The 18,818-nt window shown below is 66.0% G+C and carries 17 protein-coding genes; 9 read left to right on the forward strand and 8 right to left on the reverse strand.

Annotated features, from left to right (window positions below; translation table 11 throughout):
* Window positions 1–245: 245 nt before the first annotated feature.
* Both Q0982_RS18565 and Q0982_RS18570 read left to right on the forward strand, forming a co-directional pair.
* Window positions 246–2,993 carry a calcium-binding protein gene (locus Q0982_RS18565; RefSeq protein WP_299397994.1) on the forward strand — a complete coding sequence of 916 codons (2,748 nt, stop codon included), beginning with the start codon at window positions 246–248 and terminating at the stop codon, window positions 2,991–2,993.
* Between the two features lie 355 nt (window positions 2,994–3,348).
* A complete protein-coding gene (locus Q0982_RS18570; protein WP_299397996.1) occupies window positions 3,349–4,104 on the forward strand; it encodes a hypothetical protein in 756 nt (251 codons plus the stop codon).
* Here the strand turns inward: Q0982_RS18570 and Q0982_RS18575 are convergent.
* The 5 genes from Q0982_RS18575 to Q0982_RS18595 form a co-directional block, all read right to left on the reverse strand.
* Window positions 4,082–5,275 (reverse strand): adenylate/guanylate cyclase domain-containing protein, encoded by a 1,194-nt coding sequence (locus Q0982_RS18575; RefSeq protein ID WP_299397999.1) that lies wholly within the window; start codon window positions 5,273–5,275, stop codon window positions 4,082–4,084. The genes Q0982_RS18570 and Q0982_RS18575 overlap by 23 nt on opposite strands.
* Window positions 5,276–5,310: 35 nt before the next feature.
* A complete protein-coding gene (locus Q0982_RS18580; RefSeq protein ID WP_299398001.1) occupies window positions 5,311–6,651 on the reverse strand; it encodes a dihydroorotase in 1,341 nt (446 codons plus the stop codon).
* A 56-nt stretch (window positions 6,652–6,707) separates the two neighbouring features.
* Window positions 6,708–7,763, reverse strand: a complete 1,056-nt coding sequence (locus Q0982_RS18585) for a glycosyltransferase (protein ID WP_299398004.1) — start codon at window positions 7,761–7,763, stop codon at window positions 6,708–6,710.
* Window positions 7,764–7,846: 83 nt separating this feature from the next.
* Window positions 7,847–8,602 (reverse strand): hypothetical protein, encoded by a 756-nt coding sequence (locus Q0982_RS18590; protein WP_299398005.1) that lies wholly within the window; start codon window positions 8,600–8,602, stop codon window positions 7,847–7,849.
* A 135-nt stretch (window positions 8,603–8,737) separates the two neighbouring features.
* Window positions 8,738–10,240 carry an FAD-binding oxidoreductase gene (locus Q0982_RS18595; RefSeq protein WP_299398007.1) on the reverse strand — a complete coding sequence of 501 codons (1,503 nt, stop codon included), beginning with the start codon at window positions 10,238–10,240 and terminating at the stop codon, window positions 8,738–8,740.
* A 303-nt stretch (window positions 10,241–10,543) separates the two neighbouring features.
* On the opposite strand from Q0982_RS18595, the gene Q0982_RS18600 reads away from it, so the two are divergent.
* Window positions 10,544–11,500, forward strand: coding sequence for a glycosyltransferase family 9 protein (locus Q0982_RS18600; protein WP_299398009.1), 957 nt, complete (start codon window positions 10,544–10,546; stop codon window positions 11,498–11,500).
* On the opposite strand, the gene Q0982_RS18605 is transcribed toward Q0982_RS18600, so the two are convergent.
* Window positions 11,497–12,450: a glycosyltransferase family 9 protein gene (locus Q0982_RS18605; protein WP_299398012.1), complete on the reverse strand. Its 954-nt coding sequence runs from the start codon at window positions 12,448–12,450 to the stop codon at window positions 11,497–11,499. The two genes, Q0982_RS18600 and Q0982_RS18605, sit on opposite strands and share 4 nt — an antisense overlap.
* 107 nt (window positions 12,451–12,557) lie before the next feature.
* Between Q0982_RS18605 and Q0982_RS18610 the strand changes: the two genes are divergently transcribed.
* Window positions 12,558–13,502, forward strand: coding sequence for a folate-binding protein YgfZ (locus tag Q0982_RS18610; RefSeq protein ID WP_299398014.1), 945 nt, complete (start codon window positions 12,558–12,560; stop codon window positions 13,500–13,502).
* 167 nt (window positions 13,503–13,669) lie between these two features.
* On the opposite strand, the gene meaB is transcribed toward Q0982_RS18610, so the two are convergent.
* Window positions 13,670–14,608 (reverse strand): methylmalonyl Co-A mutase-associated GTPase MeaB, encoded by a 939-nt coding sequence (gene meaB, locus Q0982_RS18615; protein ID WP_299398017.1) that lies wholly within the window; start codon window positions 14,606–14,608, stop codon window positions 13,670–13,672.
* Between the two features lie 245 nt (window positions 14,609–14,853).
* Here meaB and Q0982_RS18620 point away from each other — a divergent pair, with 245 nt between their 5' ends.
* Window positions 14,854–15,345, forward strand: a complete 492-nt coding sequence (locus Q0982_RS18620; protein WP_299398019.1) for an Hsp20/alpha crystallin family protein — start codon at window positions 14,854–14,856, stop codon at window positions 15,343–15,345.
* Window positions 15,346–15,424: 79 nt separating this feature from the next.
* Here Q0982_RS18620 and Q0982_RS18625 read toward each other — a convergent pair whose 3' ends face one another.
* Window positions 15,425–16,318: a DUF3630 family protein gene (locus Q0982_RS18625; RefSeq protein ID WP_299398022.1), complete on the reverse strand. Its 894-nt coding sequence runs from the start codon at window positions 16,316–16,318 to the stop codon at window positions 15,425–15,427.
* Between the two features lie 163 nt (window positions 16,319–16,481).
* Here Q0982_RS18625 and Q0982_RS18630 point away from each other — a divergent pair, with 163 nt between their 5' ends.
* The 4 genes from Q0982_RS18630 to Q0982_RS18645 all read left to right on the forward strand — a co-directional run bounded on the left by Q0982_RS18630 (window position 16,482) and on the right by Q0982_RS18645 (window position 18,818).
* The gene (locus tag Q0982_RS18630) at window positions 16,482–16,706 is read left to right on the forward strand and encodes a hypothetical protein (RefSeq protein ID WP_299398024.1); all 225 of its coding nucleotides are present in this window, start codon (window positions 16,482–16,484) and stop codon (window positions 16,704–16,706) included.
* An 81-nt stretch (window positions 16,707–16,787) separates the two neighbouring features.
* Window positions 16,788–17,633, forward strand: coding sequence for a class I SAM-dependent methyltransferase (locus Q0982_RS18635; RefSeq protein WP_299398026.1), 846 nt, complete (start codon window positions 16,788–16,790; stop codon window positions 17,631–17,633).
* Between the two features lie 341 nt (window positions 17,634–17,974).
* Entirely contained in the window at window positions 17,975–18,160 is a 186-nt protein-coding gene (locus Q0982_RS18640) for a hypothetical protein (protein ID WP_299398027.1), read from the forward strand.
* Window positions 18,161–18,215: 55 nt separating this feature from the next.
* Window positions 18,216–18,818, forward strand: a complete 603-nt coding sequence (locus tag Q0982_RS18645) for a bifunctional 2-polyprenyl-6-hydroxyphenol methylase/3-demethylubiquinol 3-O-methyltransferase UbiG (RefSeq protein ID WP_299398030.1) — start codon at window positions 18,216–18,218, stop codon at window positions 18,816–18,818.

Here is an 18,818-nt window from a genome sequence, read left to right on the forward strand (position 1 = left end):
GGAAAGGATGGCGCCGCTTCAGCTTCAGGCGCCCCTCTTTCTTGTACCCGCGGAGCCCGACTGTGACCGAGCAACCCGTTCCCATTGGCAGGCTTCGGCGCGAGCCGGCCGCCAGAACCTACGGGGTCACCGACAGGCATCAGCCGGGCGCAACCACAGGCGTCGCGCATCTCTCTCCGCGCTCCACCGGGCAGTCGGCCCCGTGGCGCAACCGATCAACCTAAGGCATTCAAAGGAATCAGCAGATGTTCGGAACACGCAGGAATCCCTTCGAAACTTTCCGCACCAGGGAGAGCGACCCAGAGGAAAGCAATACCGGGATCAGCGGCCGATTCGGCCATGGTCTGAGGATCGGCACTTTCGGCGACGACAACATCGAAGGTGGCGAAGGCCGCGACATCATGCTCGGCCTGCGCGGCGACGATACCCTAGATGGTGGGAACGGCGACGATGTCATGTTGGGTGGTTTCGGTGACGACAGCATGTCAGGCGGCAACGGCGACGACATCATGCTCGGCGGTTTCGGCGACGACACCGTGATCGGCAACAGGGGCGAAGACCTCATGCGCGGCGGCTTCGGCGACGATAAGCTCGTGTGGAACAACGGCGACGGCTCCGACCGGATGGACGGTGGCCGGGGCTACGACACGACCGAGGTCAACTTCTTCACCGATCTGGTCAACAACGACCTGCAGAACGACGACACGGCCCGTATTGAGACCGCGGGACGAGGCGTGCAGTTCGCCCGCACCGAAGTGAACGGGCAAACTCAATTTGGGCTCTTCGAACTCGACATCGACGACGTTGAGGCGCTGGAAGTGAACTTCGGCGGCGGCGACGACACGGCAGAGCTGGTCGGCGACGTGGCCGAGGAGATCGCCATTTCCCTAGACGGCGGCGCGGAAGACGAGAATGGCGACACCTTGGATCTGAGCGAACTCGACAGCGCGGCGACAGTCTTTCTGGACATCGAAAGCGCCATAGGGCGCGGTCCCGTTCAGAACGGGCCGGCTCAGAACAGTCTGGCACAGATCGGCTTGGGCCAAAAGGGTGTCGTCCTGACCGGCGGCGCAGAGGTCGCCGCCAATGACTTCGAGAACGTCATCGGAACGAATTTCGACGATAACATCGTCGGCAACTTCGAGGAGAACCGCCTCGACGGCAGGGACGGCAACGACGATATCTTCGGCAGTTTCGGCGACGACACGGTCTTCGGCGGCAACGGCAACGACACGCTCGACGGCGGCGAGGGCAACGACCTCCTCGTCGGTAACAGAGGCGACGACACCATGCTCGGCGGGTTCGGCAACGACCGGATGGTCTGGAACAACGGCGACGGCACCGACCTGATGGACGGCGGCGCCGGGGTCGACACGGCCGAGGTCAACTTCTTCACAGATCTCGTCAATAACGACTTGCAGAACGACGACAGGGCGCGCATCCAAACGGCTGCGAACGGTGTACTCTTCGCGCGCACCGAGGTGAACGGGCAGACCCAATTCGGGCTCTTCGAGATCGACATCCAGGACACCGAGGCGCTGGAGGTGAACTTCGGCGGCGGCGACGACACTGCCGAGCTGGTCGGCGACGTGGCCGACCAGATCGCCATCGCCCTCGAAGGCGGCGCAGAGGACGAGAACGGCGACACCTTGGATCTGAGCGAACTCGACAGCGCGGCCGTGGTCGCTCTCGACCTCGATGGCGCCGAAGGCGGCAGCCCGTCCCAGAACGGCATCGTCCAGAGCGGCGGTGGGACGGTCGCCGCCAACGACTTTGAGAACGTCATCGGAACGTCTTTCGACGATACCATCATCGGCAATGTCGAGGACAACCGCCTCGAGGGCGGTGACGGCAACGACTTCATCCTCGGCGACTTCGGCGACGATACGATGTCCGGCGGCAACGGTGACGACACGCTTGAAGGCGGCCAGGGCAATGACGTCCTCGTCGGCAACAGGGGTGACGACACCATGCGCGGCGGGTTCGGCAACGACCGGATGGTCTGGAACAACGGTGACGGCACCGACCTGATGGACGGCGGCGCTGGGTTCGACACCGCCGAAGTCAACTTCTTCACCGATCTGGTCAACAACGACCTGCAGAACGACGACAGGGCGCGCATCCAGACGGCCGGGAACGGTGTACTCTTCGCGCGCACCGAGGTGAACGGACAGACGCAGTTCGGGCTCTTCGAGATTGACATCCAGGACACCGAGGTGCTGGAGGTGAACTTCGGTGGCGGCGACGACACGGCCGAGCTGGTCGGCGACGTGGCCGATCAGATCATCATGAGACTTGAAGGCGGCGCAGAGGACGAGAACGGCGACACGCTTGACCTTTCTGAGCTCGCCGCCGCCGCGATCGTCCAACTCGACGTCCCCGACGAGGGAGAATCCTCCCAGGACGGCTTTGTCCAGACCAACGATAGGGAAGTCATCGCAAACGACTTCGAGAACGTGATCGGGTCGGATTTCGACGACCAGATCCTTGGCAACGCAGAGGATAACCGTCTCGAGGGCGGCAGCGGTAACGACACCCTCTCGGGTTTGGGCGGCGCCGACAGCATCTTCGGCGGCGGTGGTGACGACACCATCTTCTTCGAGGATGGTGCCATACTGGACGGTGGCGAAACCGACGAAGTGGGCGGCGACGTGCTGCTGGTCAACGGCACGGTCGACTTCGGCGCGGTGACCACGACCCTCGACAACTTCGAAGTCGTCTCGACGGAAGACGGCAGCACCGACGATGAGATCACCCTCGGCCTGACCGACATCCTGGACATCATCAGCGGCGACACCGGCGGCGATATCGATCTGACGATCCTCGGCGACGGAGACGGCAACGCCGGGACCAGCGACCAGGTGAACTTCTCCGCCGGCGATCTGCTGGGCGGCACCGGCAACCCCCAGGCTGGCGCCGACTTCACGACCTTCACCTTCAACGACGGCACCACCGTGAACGTGGACAACGACGTCTTCGTGAACGTCAGCTAAGCGCATTGAACCCTTTGCGGTTGTTTGCCGCTGCAAAGGCCGATGGAACTCGGTGGAGACTGGCTTGTCGGGCTACTCCTCGCTCTCAAGCCTTCTCCACCGGGTTCCAACCGCGCGCAAAGGTGCACTCATCTGCAGCGAAGTCCTGTTCCGAGGAGTCACGGCCCATGGCCTGAAGCCGCGCGCCAGGCAGATCTCGTAAGTCAAAGAAAGAACCAACGGCAATCGGGTGGTCGTCGGCAAGACGCGACAAACAAGCGAACCGACAACAGCCCCTCAAGTGACCAATCACGCCAGCGGAGGAACGGCCCAAGCACGGAAACGATCTGGATAAAACGCGCAAAGGACCGAACGGATGACCGCACTCCCGCAGCTCCTCGTCGACCCCGCCGTCGCCGACACGGCTGACATAGCGGCGAACCTGAAATTCATCACCCTGCCCAATGGCAACTCCCTTGTTATCCACGCCACCAAGGACGCTGCCGATCACAGATTTATCGTTCGAGGACAGCAGTTCGACCCGTCAGGCAGTCTGATCGGCGAAGAAGTCACGTTTCATTTCCCGCGTGCATGGGGGGGCGAGCCTCCGGAGTTCGACGCCGTCGCGTTCGGCGGCAATCGGGTCGCCATCGTGAGCCTGAACCCCTTCGATATCCTCACAATCCGGGATTTCGAGGCGCGCGAAGACGGCACGGAGGTCTTCAGGAGAAAGACCGCTGCGGACGCGGGGCGGATGTCGGGCGAGGACTGCATGGCGATCACGGTCTCCGCGCTCGGTGACGGCGGCGACAGTCTTGATCGAACGAGCCCGGCGGAGGAGAGAGACGGGCCGGAAGTCGAATGGCCCGATGGGACCGGCGACCGACCCGCCGCGCCCGGGATCACAGTCTCGCGGTATGGCGACTCGCCCGGCGCCGGGCGCGATCCTGACTACTTGGCGAATGGGCGACGCCTTCGGGTCCTGGAGCGGTACGGCGTCAATGTCTTTGGCGACAACGTCACAGACAGTGGCCCTGACTCCAACACCGATCCCAGGGGCGTTGCGCTCGACGACGGCGGCCTTGAGTTTGCTGGCGGCCGCCATGAGATCACGCCGAAGGTGAGACCGTGAAGACCCTGAACGTTCCCTCGTGCCCCTTGAGAACCTCGTCAGCCACAACGGCACTCGGTTCTGCCAGCCGCTCGGCAAAGGCCTCGGAAAAGAGGATCGGCTCTCCAAGCGGGCTGCAGAGACCCTCGATGCGCGACGCGATGTTCACGGCCTGGCCAAGTACGGTGAAGTCTATGCGGGTTGTGGAGCCGATGTTTCCATAGAGGACCTCGCCGAAGTGCAGGCCCGTGCCAAATCGCAGGCTCGAAGCTTTGCTATGGGTATCGGCCGTCTGCAAGGCCTGGCGGGCAGCAGACAGCGCACTCCGGCAGGCAGCTTCGGCAGACATGCTTCCCTCATCAGCGGGAAAGATAGCCAGAACGCCATCGCCGATGAGCTTCAGGATTTCTCCGCCATGGCCCTCAACCGCCCGGGCGACAATCTCGAAGTAGCGGTTCGCCAAGGCCAGGGCCTCTTCGGCCGGCAGGCGATTGCTCAGTCCGGACCAGTCCCTGATATCGCTGACAAGGATGGCGGCATTGATTGTCTCGACGTCGCCTCTGGTGATCTGACCCTCCAGCACACGGCGCCCGGTCCGGGGACCGAGGTAGGCTTCGGCAACGGCGAGCGCAATGCGCCGGGTGCTGAACACCTCCGCGATCGGCGCCACCACCGATGCAATCTCGGTGAAGCACGCGATGTCATGATCGGAGAAGCCGCCGGCTGCGTCGGTCGTAAAAACAAGGCTGGCGGTCGTACCACTGGAATACAGGAGCGGCAGGCCGAAGTAGTCCGTGGCGCCACGGGCCTTCAATTCGTGCAGAACGGTATGGTCGGCCGATGTCAGCGTGGCTGAAAGCCGCTTTCTGAACGCCTGCCCGGTACGGCCGATGATCTCGAGCGGACTGCCGATGTAGCCGGAACGGCCCTCCAGCCCGTGGGGCGTTTCTATGCGCTCGGTGTCGCCGGCTTCGCGTTCCCAGACCGAGCTGAAGGCGGCAATGAGGGGATGCAGGGTGCGCATGGAAAGGCGAAGCCGCCAGAGCGGCGCGCCGGCGGACAGCATTCTTTGCCCAAGCTGCTCGACGGTTTCGTCGACATTGTCCGTCAGACGCCCTTCGTCCAGCAGCCACCGAATGATCGGACCCGAGCGCCATGGGACCGGCTCTGTCCTATGAGGCGTGTCAGTCATCGATCATGGGTTCAGGCAGCCGCAGCTTCGCGCATTCAGCCCCGCGGCAGCGTCTCCATGAACTGCACCGGCTCACCCAGCGGATCGCCGGGCAGTTCGTCCTCGCGCATGACGATCCGGCCGCGGATGATGGTCGCCTTGGGCCAGCCGGTGACGGTCATCCCTTCGAAGGGCGACCAGCCGCATTGGGAAGCCAGCCAGTCGCCGGTGATCTCCCGCCGCGCCTTCAGGTCCACCACCGTGAAGTCGGCGTCATAGCCGACAGCGATGCGACCCTTGCGGGCGATGTTGTAGATCCGCTGCGCCCCGGCCGAGGTGAGGTCGACCAGCCGCGGCAGGGTGAGCCGCCCGGCATTCAGATGATCCAGCAGCAACGGCAGCAGCGTCTGCACGCCCGGCATGCCCGACGGCGTGCGCGGATAGTCGGCCGCCTTCTCCTCCCGGCTGTGGGGTGCGTGATCGGAGCCGACGACGTCCACGATGCCGCGGCGGACGCCCTCCCACAGGCCGGCGCGGTGGCGCTCGTCGCGGATCGGCGGGTTCATCTGCGCCAGGGTGCCGAGCCGCTCGTAGCAGTCCGGGGCCGCCAGGGTCAGGTGCTGGGGCGTCACCTCGACGGTGGTCAAGTCCTTGTTGGCGGCGAGGATCGGCATCTCGTCGGCGGTGGTGATGTGCAGCACATGAAGGCGGCGCCCCGCCTTGCGGGCCAGCTTCAGTATACGCCGGGTGGAGCGCAGCGCGGTTTCCTCGTCGCGCCAGACCGGGTGCTGGTCGACGTTCGCGCCGTCGCGCACCAGATCGAAGCGCTCGCGCAGGCGCTCCTCGTCCTCAGAATGCACTGCAACCCGGCGCGTGCCACTGCTCAGCGCCGCCAGCAGGGTGTCGTCGTCGGCCACCAGCAGGGAGCCGGTGGACGAGCCCATGAAGATCTTGACCCCGCAACAGCCGGGCAGGCGCTCCAGCTCACCCAGCTTGTCGGCGTTCTCCGCCGCCGCCCCGATGAAAAAGGCATGGTCGCACCAGGCCCGGCCCCGGGCGCGGGACAGCTTGTCGTTCAGCGCCGCTGCGTCAATGGTGGCCGGGTTGGTATTGGGCATCTCAAAGACCGCGGTGACCCCGCCCAGCACCGCCGCCCGTGTGCCGCTCTCCAGATTTTCCTTGTGATCCAGCCCGGGTTCGCGGAAGTGCACCTGTGTGTCGATCACCCCCGGCAGAACCGTCAGGCCCGAGGCGTCGAAAACCTCCGCGGCCCCTCCAGGGTTGAGGTCACCGATGTCGACTATGCGGCCGTCCTTGACCGCAACGGCCGCCGGAGCCAGTCCGGCAGGGGTAAAAACCTCGCCGCCGGTGATAAGGAGATCCCAATCTTCAGCCATCTGTACCGTCCTTTGTTGAGCCCACTCCCAATCGCGCTTGTGCCCCTCTTGGCCGCCTAACCTGCAGATCGTGCCGGCGCGGCGCTGCCATTCAGCAGGCGGGCAAAGAGATCGAGGTAGCGCGCGACAGCCACCTCTTCCGTGAATCCTTCTTCGAAGCGGCGGCGCCCGGCCTGGACCAGGCGCTCCGCCGTCTGCGGCTCGGCGATCAAACGCGCGACCGCCGCGGTCATGGCCTCTGCGTCGTCGACGGGCACCAGCAGGCCGTCCTCCTGGTCCCCGATCAGCCAGGAGGGCCCCTGGCTGGCCGCGGCCACCATCGGCACGCGGTACATCCAGCCTTCCAGCACCACGGAGCCCAGCGGTTCGTGGCGCGACGGCACAATGTAGACGTCAGCGGCGGCGAAATAGGGTGCCGGATCCTGCTGCCAACCGAGGAAGCGCACCCGCTCTGCAATCCCCAGGTCCTCGGCCTGGCGCTCCAGGGCCTGCCGCAGCGGCCCGTCGCCGGCCAGCCAGAGGTATGCGCCGGGAAGCCGCGCGACAGACTGCAGAAGGATGTCGAAAGCCTTGTTCTCGTGCAGCCGGCCGAGGGCGAAGAGCAGCGGCGCATCGGCCGGCGTGTCGAGCGCGCCGCGGTCCTGCGGATCGGCGCGACGGTCCTCGACGAAATTCGGGATCACGTGGATCCTGTCCTCGGGAAAACCTTCGCGCGCGCAGTAGGCCTTGATGTCGGGTGTGATGCAGACCAGATGGTCGCAGCGGCGGTAGTACTTCAGGTCATAGTAGCCGCCGAGGCGCGCCAGATGCAGGAAGTCGCCCTTGGGCATGGCGGCCGAGGCCCGGCTCATGTAGGTCAGCGCCAGCTCCGGGCGAAAGGCGGCGATCTCTCTTTTCAGGATGCGCCCGGTGCGACGATCGAAGAAGCCGCCGAAGGGCGCCGTCACCGGCTCGATGCCGCCCGCCCTCAGGATCGCCAGGCTTTCCGGATGCGGCCGGATGACCACCCGCTGTTCCACGCCCGCCCGTTTCAAAGCCAGACAGAGCCGCAGGAAATGCATCTCCGCGCCACCTTGCGGCGCACCGGCCAGGGCCTGCAGCAAGCGCGGCATGGACTGCGGTCACCCCTCTGGTTTGTCGGCCCGGCCAAGGCCGCGCTCCGGCGGCCTCGACACGGCGGTTGCGGTGAGTCGCTTCAGCTCGGCCCAGCCAGCCGCTGGGCAAGCAGGCGTTTGCGGAACACGACGAGATAGAAAAGGATGAAAAGAACGAAGTAGAGTTCCTGGATCTCGCTGGCGCGCTGGAAGATAACGATGTCCCAGAGGCCTTCGCTCTGCAGCCGCTCCCAGGTCTTCGCGAACTCCGCGATGACCGCGACCGGCAGGCAGACCAGCGGCGGCAGGAAGACCGCAAAGCGCCCCTGGCGGATCTGCGGACGCTTCAACGCCAGCAGCGGAATGATGATACCGCCGACGATGACGCCGATCTCCAGCAGGCTGCGCGGCTTCTGATCAAACCACGAACTGGTGTTGTGGAGATTGGTCTCGCCCTGGTCGTTCAGCGCCTGCCAGCCCTCCGGCGTCACCCAGCCTACGTAGTGCTGGCCCCAGCTTGCCTCTTCACCGGCCAGGTAGATGCTGCCGAGCATGCCGAGCAGGATCCAGATGAAAATCAGCCTGTCACGCCGCGCCTCTGGCAGCGCGAGGATGCGCAGACAATAGACCACACTGATCAGCGGAATGATTACGTGGCTGCCCTCCAGAACGCCGACTTCGCTGCCGATGTAGGCTTCGTAGAACTTCAGGTCGGCATGGCCCGCCACAATCAGAACCAGAGCGACGGCGAGCGGCAGCCAGAGGAATAGCCAGACGGGCAGCCGCTCCGCCTCTTGCAGGGGATGCCTGTCCGCCGCGCTGGCGGCCGAACCGATATGACTGCCTTGCTGGACCACAGTTCCCGCTCACTGCGCCGGGCCGACCGAACCATCAGCCCGCGCAAAGGTGCTTTGGAGCAAAAGTGACTTGGATATGTCATGGACGGCCCGACGATTCAATAGCGAGTCGATGCGGGGCAGTAGCAAGCTGCCTCAGCCAAGCGGAGCGAGGTAGCGGTCCCAGAGCGCGTTCCTGAACAGCACGTCCGGGTCCAGGCGGCGTTTCGCAGCCGCAAAGGCGGCGGCGGAGGGATAACCGCGCCCGAACTGCTCTGCAGTGGCATGCAGGCGATATGGCAGATAGTAGGTCCCGCCAAGGTCGAGGACACGATCGATCAGACCGCGGGTCATGCGCGCCATGTCGGCCTCTGCGCGCTCCGACATTTCCTGGGAGAACAGCATCACGGCGGCAATGCGCGGCCCCGCCGCATAGGCAAGCCGGCTGTCCGAGTCGGCGTCCACGAAGCGCAGGGTGATGTTGAGAAGCTCCTGAAAGGACGACGGGATGACGTCCCGGCAAGCGTCGACAAAGGCAGCAAAGCGGTCCGGCGCCACGAAGTATTCATGCAGAATATCCGTGCGCCCGGGGTCGCTGTCCCGCAACGTGGCGACGGGGACGTTCACCAGGGCATTGCGGGTGATCGCAGCGCTGCCGAGTTGCGGGGCGAGCTCGGTCTCCAGAAACCAGCGCAGGCTTTTTACGCGCTCCGACCCGACCTGGCCGCGCAGCACCGGGCGGGAGGCGCGGCTGAGAAAACCGGGGCCGGCTCCGTCAGGCAGATCCTCCTGATCCGCTGTCGGACGGTAGCTCACCAGGAGCCCTTCCTCGAAGAAGCGCTTGATCGAAACGTCGAGGCGGCCATAGGCCATCTGAACCGCCCCATCGCCTGAAAGCATCTCGGCAAAGCGCTTACCCAGGTCGCCCGCCGGCATGACTTCGAAGGCCGGGGCGAGTCGGGCGTTGGGAACCATGTCCAGTTCCAGATCGATGATCGCCCCGGTCAGCCCGTAGCCGCCGAGGGTCATGGCAAAGAGATCCGGGTTCTCGTCGCGGGCGCAGCGCACCACATCCCCGTCCGGCAGCATCAGCCGCAGCGAGCGCAAGCTGCTGCCGAAGGGGCCGAAGGGCACCGGCCAGCCGTGTGCGTTGACGGCGCAGGTTCCCGCGACGGCAAAGTCGTTGTTCGACTGCAGGATCTTCGGCGAGAAGCCGAGCGTGTCCAAAGCGGCGATCACCCGGTTCCATCGGGTTCCCGCAGCGACCCGATAAACGCCCGCCGCGCTGTCCGCCTCCAGCCAGTTCTGGTCCAGCGTCACCGCCGTGCCGCCCCGGGCCAGGCTCTGCCCGCCCATGGAGTGTCGGGCCCCGCCGAGAGCGAAGGGCCGACCCGCCGCCCGTGCCGTGCCGAGTTCCGCGCGCAAGGCCGTGACGAAGGCTTCCTCCGGATCGGCCTCCATGACCAGGTGTTTGGCCACCGGGGTGGGATTGAGCAGGCTGGCGTCGTTCAGCAGGGTTGCGCCGGACGATTCGGAAGCCGCCGCATCCGGGTAGGGCCGGCCGAAGGGAGCCTTGGGTTCCGATGCGTATTGCGCACCCGCAACGCCGATGGCCGCCCCGGAACCAGCCAGAAAGGCCCGGCGTGTCCACTTGCCCATTACCCCTCCCTTTCCTTCCCAGTCGATTGAGGGCGGCGGATTGAAGGCCGCGGAAGCGCGGCTGCAGGTCAGTCTCGCGGGCGGCTCCTGGGGTTCACTGCGGCAGCAGGCGGAGCGCCGCTTTGCCGACCAGACCAGCCGCTGCGGTTGGATCGTGGGATTGAGTGAGGAGGATTCCACGATTCTCCCGCCGGTGACAACGCGGGTCCCCCGCCGGTGACAACGCGGGCGGCGCGGCTGCACGCACGAAGCTTTTGTTGCGTGCCCGATGCTCAGCGGGCTAGATGCGCGGCGAGCCATTCCATGACCACCATGCCCGCCGAGCCTTCAGACCAGAGTCCAGAGCAGATCCTCGTCATCAAGCTTTCCGCTTTCGGCGACTTCGTGCTCTCCATCGCCAGTTTTCAGGCGATCCGCGCCCACCACCGGAGCGCGCGGATCACCCTGATGACGACCGCGCCCTTCCGCGCGATGGCGGAAGCCAGCGGCTGCTTCGACCGGATCTGGATCGACCGCCGCCCGAAGTGGTGGCAGGCCGGAGTCTGGCTGACCCTGCGCCAGCGCCTGAACGAGGCCGGCTTCGCCCGGGTCTACGACCTGCAGCGCTCCGACCGCAGCGGAGCCTACTTCCGACTGCTGAAGGCCCCCAAGCCCGAGTGGGTCGGCATCGTTCCGGGCGCCTCCCACCGCTATGTCATGCCGGCGGGGCCTGCGACCCACATCTGCGCGCGGGAGGCCGACCAACTCGCGCTGGCGGGCGTGCCGCATCCGGGCCTGCCTGACCTCTCGTTCATGACCGCCGACCTGTCGGCGCTGGACCTGCCGCCGCGTTATGCCCTGCTGGTGCCCGGCGGCGCGGCACACAGGCCTGGAAAGCGCTGGCCTGCGGAGCGCTATGCCGCCCTGGCCCGTCACCTGCTCGACCGCGGCCTCACGCCGCTGTTGCTCGGGGCAGAGCCAGAGCGGACCGAGATCGCGCGAATTGCCGAAGCAGTGCCCGGGGCCCGCGACCTCTGCGGCCGGACCCCGATGATGGCGCTGGCCGCGCTCGGCCGGGGCGCCGCTCTTGCAGTCGGCAACGACACCGGCCCCATGCACCTGATCGCCGCCGCCGGCGCACCCTCACTGGTGCTCTACTCCCACGACTCCGATCCGGCGAAGATCGCGCCGCGCGGACCCAGCGTGGCAACGCTCAGGCGCCCGTCGCTGACGGATCTCAGCCTCGAAGAGGTGCTGGCTGCCTTGCCACCGGCGCGCTAACCGCCCGTCGTCCTGGACCAGAGGTCCCGGGCTGCCATCTCGGCGGCATCGACGGTGAGGCTCTCCATGAAACAGGCCTTGGCGGCGAAGTCGAAGCCCGGCACGCCGGTCAGCGCCTCGAAGCTTTCGGGCGTGCGCACGAAGGCCGCCTTCGGCCCCCAGGGGCGGTAGCGCGCTTCCGGGCTTGGGCCGAAGAGACCCAGCGTCGGCACCCCCGCCGCCGCGGCCAGATGCATGAGGCCGGAGTCGTTGCCGATGAAGAGATCGGCGCGGCGGAGACAGGCAGCGACTTGCAGCAGGTCGCCGCAGTCGATCAGATCGACGCCGCGCCCCCCGGCCGCAGCCAGCACCGGCGCCGCCTGGGCACGCTCATGGGGTGCGGCGAAGACCGCAACCCGCGCCCCGGGCAGCGGTCCCTGCGGCTCCGTCAGGCGCGCGGCCAGTTCGGCAAAGCGCTCGCCCGGCCACTGCTTGCCCATCCAGTTGGCCGCCGGGGCGACCGCGAGTACCGGCCCGCCCGCCGGCAGCAGCGCGGCGGCGCGCGCCTCGGCCTCCGGCGACAGCCAGACGGTGGGGGCCGGCGGCGGCGAGAGGCCGAGCAGATCGCCCAGTTCCTCCACCCGGTGGCGCCCGCGCCGGCGCTTGCCGATGACGATGCGCTGTCCCGTCCAGAGCAGATACGCGGTGGCCGAGCCGCGCAGGTCGACGACGATGCCCCAGCGCCTGGGCACCGCCTGCCCCCAGAGCTTCAGCCAGTGGCGGCTGTAGCTCTGCTTGTCGATGGCGATGATCCGTTCCAGCCCCGGCAACGCTTGAAACAGCGGTGCCGACAGGCGGCCCACCGCCACGGTGACCCGGATGCCCGGATGCCGGGTGAGCAGGTGGTCCAAGAGGCCGGTGGACAGCACCGCATCGCCGATGCGGGTGGCGGTGATGAAAAGCAGGCGCATGGCGCCGCTTATAGAGGCGCGGTCTCAGCTTGGCAAAGGGCCTTGCGCCGGGCAGCAGGGGATGCCACCTCTAGGGGATCGGACACCCCGAAAGGAACTGAACCCTCATGAGCGACGCCAAGGCGGTCATTCTCGACCATCGCGGTCTGCTGCGCATCGGCGGCGCCGACCGGGTCGACTTCCTGCAGGGTATCGTCTCCAACGACGTGGCGCAGGTCTCGGCCGGCCGGACCGTCTGGTCAGCCTTCCTCACGCCGCAGGGCAAGTTCCTGCACGAGTTCTTCCTGGCAGCAGAGGGGGCCGCAGGAGGAGCCGCAGAGGGGACTGCTGAAGGCGAAACCTTCCTGCTGGACTGCGAGGCCGAGCGCCGCGCTGATCTCGCCCGGCGGCTGAAGCTCTACAAGCTGCGCTCTCAGGTCACGGTCGAGGACGCCAGCGAGGACTACGCGGTCGCCGCGCTGTTCGGCGACGACGCTCTGGCAAAGCTCGGGCTGGCCGAGGAGCCCGGCACCACTGCCTCCTTCGGCGGCGGCCTGGCCTTCGTCGACCCGCGCCTGGCCCGGCTCGGCGCCCGCGCCATCCTGCCCAAGGCCGGCGCTGCGGCGGCTCTAACGGAGGCCGGGTTCACCGAAGCCAGCCTTGAAGACTACGACCGCCGGCGCATTGCCGCGGGCGCGCCCGACGGCAGCCGCGACATGGAGGTCGAGCGGTCCATCCTTCTGGAAAACGGCTTCGACGAGCTGCACGGCGTCGACTGGGACAAGGGCTGTTTCATGGGCCAGGAGCTGACCGCGCGCACCAAGTACCGCGCCCTCATCAAGAAGCGCCTGCTGCCGGTGGAGATCGAAGGCCCCCTGCCCGAGACCGGCAGCGCCGTCACCCGCGACGGCAAGAACGCCGGCGTGCTGCGCTCGGTGGTGGCCGGGGAAGGCGGCACGGCCCTCGGCCTCGCCCTCCTGCGCCTGGACTCCCTCGGCGAACGCTACGACGCGCCGCTGATGGCCGGCGACGCCAAGGTCACCGCCCGGAAACCCGACTGGGCGGAGTTTTAGGCTGTACTTGTCGGCATTCGGTCTTGAGGTCCATGCTTCGAGACGCGGCTTCGCCGCTCCTCAGCATGAGGAATTCAAAGCCGCCTCACCCTGAGGAGGACGCGAAGCGGCCGTCTCGAAGGGTGGATGCTCGGGTCGAGCCCGAGCATGACCTCGAAACGGCGTCCCTAATCCGCGATTGCCGCCGAGAGGTCGGCGAGGCGTTCGTAGGGGGAGTCGCCGCGGTCGAGGTTGAGGCGGCAGCCGATGATTTCGGCCCGCTTCACCCCTTCCCGCCCGAAGCGGGTGCGCAGGGCCTCGGCGAACCAGATCCGCGCGTTGGTGTGTCGGCGCTTCTCCAGGCGCCCGGCATCGGCCAGCCAGGCGGCGTGACGGTCGACGGCGGCGACCAGGGGCGCGATGCCGTCGCCACGCTGGGCGGCCACCGGCAGGATCGGCACTTTCCAGCCATTGGGACGGCGCTGATGGGTCAGCGCGGCGCGCAGATCCGCCTGGCTGCGCTGCGCGGCTTCCATGTCCGCCTTGGTGACCACCGCCAGGTCCGGAATCTCCATGATCCCGGCCTTCATGAACTGCAGGGAGTCGCCGGAGCCGGGTTGCACGCAGAAGACCACGGTGTCGGCGACCCAGGCCACGTCGGTCTCCGACTGGCCGACGCCGACGGTTTCGATCAGCACCACGTCGTAGACCGCGCGCATCAGCAACATGCCGGCGACGGTGAGTTCCGCCAGACCGCCCAGGCGGTCGCGCGCCGCCATGGAGCGCACGAAGACCCCGCCATCCTCCGGATCGGTCATGAGCCTGAGGCGGTCGCCCAGCAGGGCCCCGCCGCTACGCCGCGACGAGGGATCGACGGCAATCACACCCACCGTCCGCCCGGCGCCGCGCAGCTCCGGCAGCAGCGCGCCCAGAAGGGTCGACTTGCCCACCCCCGGCGGCCCGGTGACCCCGATGACGTGACCCCTGGGCGCCGCAAAGGCGGCATCCAGCAGCGCCACCGTGTCCGGTGCCTCCGGCGCCGATTCGAGCACGGCCAGGGCCTCCGCCATGGCGGCTTTGCCGCCGGCGACGAGATCCTTCAGGGTCATGGCATGCCCGATGGTCATGACAGTTAGTTGGCCGTGTCGCGGCGACGCGGTCAAGGGCGAAGAGGAGTCTTGAAGCCTTCTTCACCGGGATTTGCGCGCCGGGATCTTAATGGCGGGGTTTGGGTGGCGGGATTTGAGTGCCGGCCTTTGCTTGATCTGTCTCAAGGCAAAAATCGCCGCACCTGCGTAATCTCCAGGCAAAAGGTCGCCACCCGGCGCACCCATCTCAGAAAGACAGGACCTGTCCTGCTTAGGAGGTTGTAATGGCCCTCAAAGATCTGACCCCCTGGCCGCACGGCAAGGCCGGTGCGGCATCCTCCCTCTCCGACCTGCACCGCGAAGTCGACCGCGTGTTCGACGACTTCTGGCGCGGCTTCGGGCGCCCCTCCCTCTTTGCCGGCAACGGCGAAAGTGCAAGCTTCGATATCCGTGTCGACACCAGCGAGGACGACAAGGCCTATCACGTCACCGCCGAAATGCCCGGCATGACCGAAAAGGACGTCGAGGTCACCTTCGCCGACAACCGGCTGACGATCTCCGGCGAGAAGAAGGAGGAAAAGGACGTCAAGGAGGAGAACTATCACCGCCGTGAGCGATCCTTCGGCAGCTTCCGCCGCTCCTTCACCCTGCCGGCCGACATCGACGAAGCGAAGATCGCCGCCACCTTCAAGGACGGCGTGATGACCGTCGATCTGCCGAAGACCAAGACCGCCCAGAAGAAGGCGAAGAAGATCACCATCTCGCGCGGCAAGTAAGCCGCCAAAGCTTCTCGATCCGTCCTGACCCGGGCCGCCCTCCAACGGCCCGGGTTCGTTTTTGGGCGCTTCAGGTCGCTTAAGCGAGCCTGGACTGCAGCTTCTTCAGGAAGATGTCACCGGGATAGCTGTGCGACTCCAGGGCCACGCCCGGAGGGAAGTCATCGAAAACAAGCTGCAGCGGTGTGGTCTCGATCTCCACGTCCCAGATATGCATGTCGGGGCCAGCGACCCTCTTCACCAGTCTGCCGTCGAGGCGATGCAGGAGCTCAGCGGCGTAGTCTTCAAAGCCTTCCCAACCGACGTGATCCGTCAGCAGCAGCGACAAGTGACCGGAAGCAAGCTGTGCGATCTTGAGCTTCTCCATTGGCAGCGCGATGACGCCTGGACCACAGTGCTCGTACCGGGCAAGCAAGGCGCGGACGCGCCGCTGCAGAAAGTAGATACAGAACGGCAGATAAAAGAGCTGCAACCAGGTCGTCACGGTGTGGAACACCGAATGGTAGGGCCCCCGTTCTGCCTCGTTAAGCGCACGGGCTCCAGCGGCCTGCAGATAGAACACCGCAACAAAGCACAGAAGGGTAGCGGCTGCAGATGCCAATTCGGCGAGCCAGTGCCCAGCATCGGCAGCGTCAACGAGTCCTTGGCCAAAGAATGGCACACCGAACCCAAAGCAGGCAGGGGCTGCCAGAGCTGCCAGTGCGAGCCTTGGCCGCTGCTGTGTGCGCGATGCAAAGCGCCCGGAAAGGAAGAGCGACAGGAAAAGCGGGTAGCCCAGGTAGATCACGAAAACTGCAGAATTGAGGGTCCCAGCCAAAATCGCAAGGTTGAGAGGCCCACCCGACATTGCGGCCCGTGATGCTACATCGGCCATCGCCCAACCAAAAAGCACAAGCGGAAAGACAATCAGGAAAGCCAACAGCGGGGGCAAACCGGCAATCCGCGAAAGCAGTTTGTCTTGACCGCTTACCATGGCTCACTCTGAGTTGGTTGTCTGGGAGTTCCTGAACACCTCTACCATAGGCTGAAGAACAATGCATGACCGCTGACGCTTTCCGTCCGCTCGTTAACCCTTGTTAAGCATCTTACGGGGATACTGGCGCGGCCCGTTGACGGCAGACAAGGGAAGAGCCCCGATGAGCAAGCATCTGGTATCGGCCGACAATCCGAACGGCCAGCGCAGCGAGGAGCTGTTGGCGGAGATCCGCGCCGAGATCCTGAGCCGTATGGCCGCCTATGCCGAGGACCCGCGCCCGGAGGCCAAGACGGTGCTGGAGAACAACCTGGAGATCGCCCAGCTTCTGACCGACGCCATCCATCTGGCGGAGGTCAACTCTCAGACCCTGGCCGAAGACCTCTAGGAGCAGGCTCCATGCAACGCCGATCCGATCCGCGGAAAGCCTTGCGGGCTTATGCCCGCCGGTGCGATGCTCGCGATGCCTATGAGCCGGTCACCCAACGTCGCCTCGCACTACGCCCGGGAAGGCGCCCCGAGCGGGCGCATCCTCTCCGCGCTTACGGCCGCCGGTAAGGACCTCGCCCGCCTCAGCCCGGCGGATCTCATCCCCTACGATCAGTTTCACCTCCGCGGCCACGAGGCGACGGAGGAGCTGGCCCAGCTCCTCTCCCCACAGGCCGACGCCGTGGTGCTGGACCTGGGCTGCGGCATCGGCGGCCCGGCGCGCTGGCTGGCCGACCAGCGCGGCTGCCGCGTCGTCGGCATCGACCTCACCCCGGACTACTGCCTGGCGGCGCAGGAGCTGAGCGCCCAGGTCGGCCTCGCCGGACGGGCCGGCTTCGTCTGCGGCGACGGCCTCGCCCTGCCCTTCGCCGAGTCCAGCTTCGACCAGGTCTGGACCCAGCACGCGGCGATGAACATCGCCGACAAGGCACGGCTCTACCGGGAGGTGGCGCGGGTGCTGAAGCCCGGCGGCCGCTTCGGGCTCTACGACATCATGGCCGGCACCGCCGGCGACCCGCATTTCCCGGCACCCTGGTCCAACACACCGGAGTGGAGCCACCTGACGGCGCCGGAAGCGGTACGGGAAGCCCTGCTCGCCGCCGGCCTGAAGGAACGCCACTGGCGCGACCTCACCGCGGAGGCCAGGGTCTGGAGCGAAAAGGTCATCGCCGCCCAGCAAGCCGCCAAGGGCCACGCGCCGCAGCACCCTGTGGGCCCGGCCATCATCCTCGGCCCGGCCTTCGCCGAGATGTTCGCCAACCTCAGCCGCAGCCTCGCAGAGGAGCGGGTCACCGTGGTACAGGGCGTCTTCGACAAGCCGGGCTGAGACCAGCTCCTCCTTTCCGAGACCCGGCGGTCCCACCCTCCAGCGCTCACCGCGGCCAGGACGCATTCCCGAGGCGGCCGCAAGCACCCTCTCTCCTGCTTGGGCCGGGGATAACGACCCGGGAGGGGGGCGGCGTGAGCGGAATGCACCGGAGCCCGTGCCGCGCTTTGTAGACCTGTTCCTCATACCTGCCCCTATGGCCGCAGCATCAAGGGCAAAAGGGTTAGCAATCTCCATAATTGTAATACATTTGATTATATTCATTTTTCGGTTGCGCTTTTCCAGGTTCGAGCGCAAGTATCCCGAGTTGATGGGAAGCCACGGCATCGGACAATTGAGAGTTGAGAAATCAGGGCTGGCCCGAGGATCTGAACCTTATCGAAGTCGGCAGCAACATCTGCCTTGAATGCGGAGAGATTCTCACCAGGGAAGAACTGGACGAGGGCTGCTGCGGCCATGTCCCGGCACGCCGCTACTTCACCGAGTTCGAGCCCGGGCCTGAATGCCTGAGCCCCGATACTGCCTGACCGCAGTCAGAGTCCAGCCCAGCAAAGCGCGCAGTCTTCGGAGTTACAACGCTGCATGAGCGAGCCGTCGAAAGCCATCGGCCGGCAACTGGATGCCGGATACTACGATACGAAGTTTACCAGCGACGCCGGTTTCCAGCGCCACTATACGCAGACACAGTACTACGGTCTCTGGGCCGTGATCCTGGACCGCCTGAGACTTCAAAAGAAGCGGCGTATCCTGGAGATCGGCTGCGGGCCCGGCCAACTGGCAAATGCAATCCGCGACATGAACCTCGCCGAGAGCTACCTCGGCATCGACTTCAGCCAGGTCGCCATCGATCAGGCGCGTAAGACCAACCCCGGGCTGGCATTCCGCTGCGCCGATGTCTTTGAAGACGATTCGCTTGAGACGCATGACTACGACATCGTCTTGTCGACCGAGTTCCTGGAACACGTGCATGAGGATCTAGCGGTTCTCGAGCGTGTCCGTCCCAAGACGGTGATCCTCGCCTCCGTACCGAACTTTCCGTGGCGCGAGCACGTTCGCCACTTCGCATCCGCGCAAGAGGTCCACGACCGCTACAACCACTTCTTCGAGAAGCTCTACGTCGTGCCAATCCGCATGCAGGAAGGCGGCGCAACGCATTTCCTCATGCAAGGACCGCGGAAGACCTGA

It is taken from the genome of Pelagibius sp., assembly GCF_028281305.1.
Lineage (GTDB): Bacteria > Pseudomonadota > Alphaproteobacteria > Kiloniellales > Kiloniellaceae > Pelagibius.

Coding starts and splice junctions, on each gene's coding strand:
- Q0982_RS18585 (WP_299398004.1), bottom strand. CDS start 7,763: ATGCCGCGCTTGCTGCAGGCCCTGGCCGGTGCGCCGCAAGGTGGCGCG.
- Q0982_RS18635 (WP_299398026.1), top strand. CDS start 16,788: ATGAGCCGGTCACCCAACGTCGCCTCGCACTACGCCCGGGAAGGCGCC.
- Q0982_RS18575 (WP_299397999.1), bottom strand. CDS start 5,275: ATGACTGACACGCCTCATAGGACAGAGCCGGTCCCATGGCGCTCGGGT.
- Q0982_RS18570 (WP_299397996.1), top strand. CDS start 3,349: ATGACCGCACTCCCGCAGCTCCTCGTCGACCCCGCCGTCGCCGACACG.
- Q0982_RS18610 (WP_299398014.1), top strand. CDS start 12,558: ATGAGCGACGCCAAGGCGGTCATTCTCGACCATCGCGGTCTGCTGCGC.
- Q0982_RS18605 (WP_299398012.1), bottom strand. CDS start 12,450: ATGCGCCTGCTTTTCATCACCGCCACCCGCATCGGCGATGCGGTGCTG.
- Q0982_RS18645 (WP_299398030.1), top strand. CDS start 18,216: ATGAGCGAGCCGTCGAAAGCCATCGGCCGGCAACTGGATGCCGGATAC.
- Q0982_RS18600 (WP_299398009.1), top strand. CDS start 10,544: ATGACCACCATGCCCGCCGAGCCTTCAGACCAGAGTCCAGAGCAGATC.
- Q0982_RS18580 (WP_299398001.1), bottom strand. CDS start 6,651: ATGGCTGAAGATTGGGATCTCCTTATCACCGGCGGCGAGGTTTTTACC.
- meaB (WP_299398017.1), bottom strand. CDS start 14,608: ATGACCATCGGGCATGCCATGACCCTGAAGGATCTCGTCGCCGGCGGC.
- Q0982_RS18565 (WP_299397994.1), top strand. CDS start 246: ATGTTCGGAACACGCAGGAATCCCTTCGAAACTTTCCGCACCAGGGAG.
- Q0982_RS18625 (WP_299398022.1), bottom strand. CDS start 16,318: ATGGTAAGCGGTCAAGACAAACTGCTTTCGCGGATTGCCGGTTTGCCC.
- Q0982_RS18620 (WP_299398019.1), top strand. CDS start 14,854: ATGGCCCTCAAAGATCTGACCCCCTGGCCGCACGGCAAGGCCGGTGCG.
- Q0982_RS18630 (WP_299398024.1), top strand. CDS start 16,482: ATGAGCAAGCATCTGGTATCGGCCGACAATCCGAACGGCCAGCGCAGC.
- Q0982_RS18595 (WP_299398007.1), bottom strand. CDS start 10,240: ATGGGCAAGTGGACACGCCGGGCCTTTCTGGCTGGTTCCGGGGCGGCC.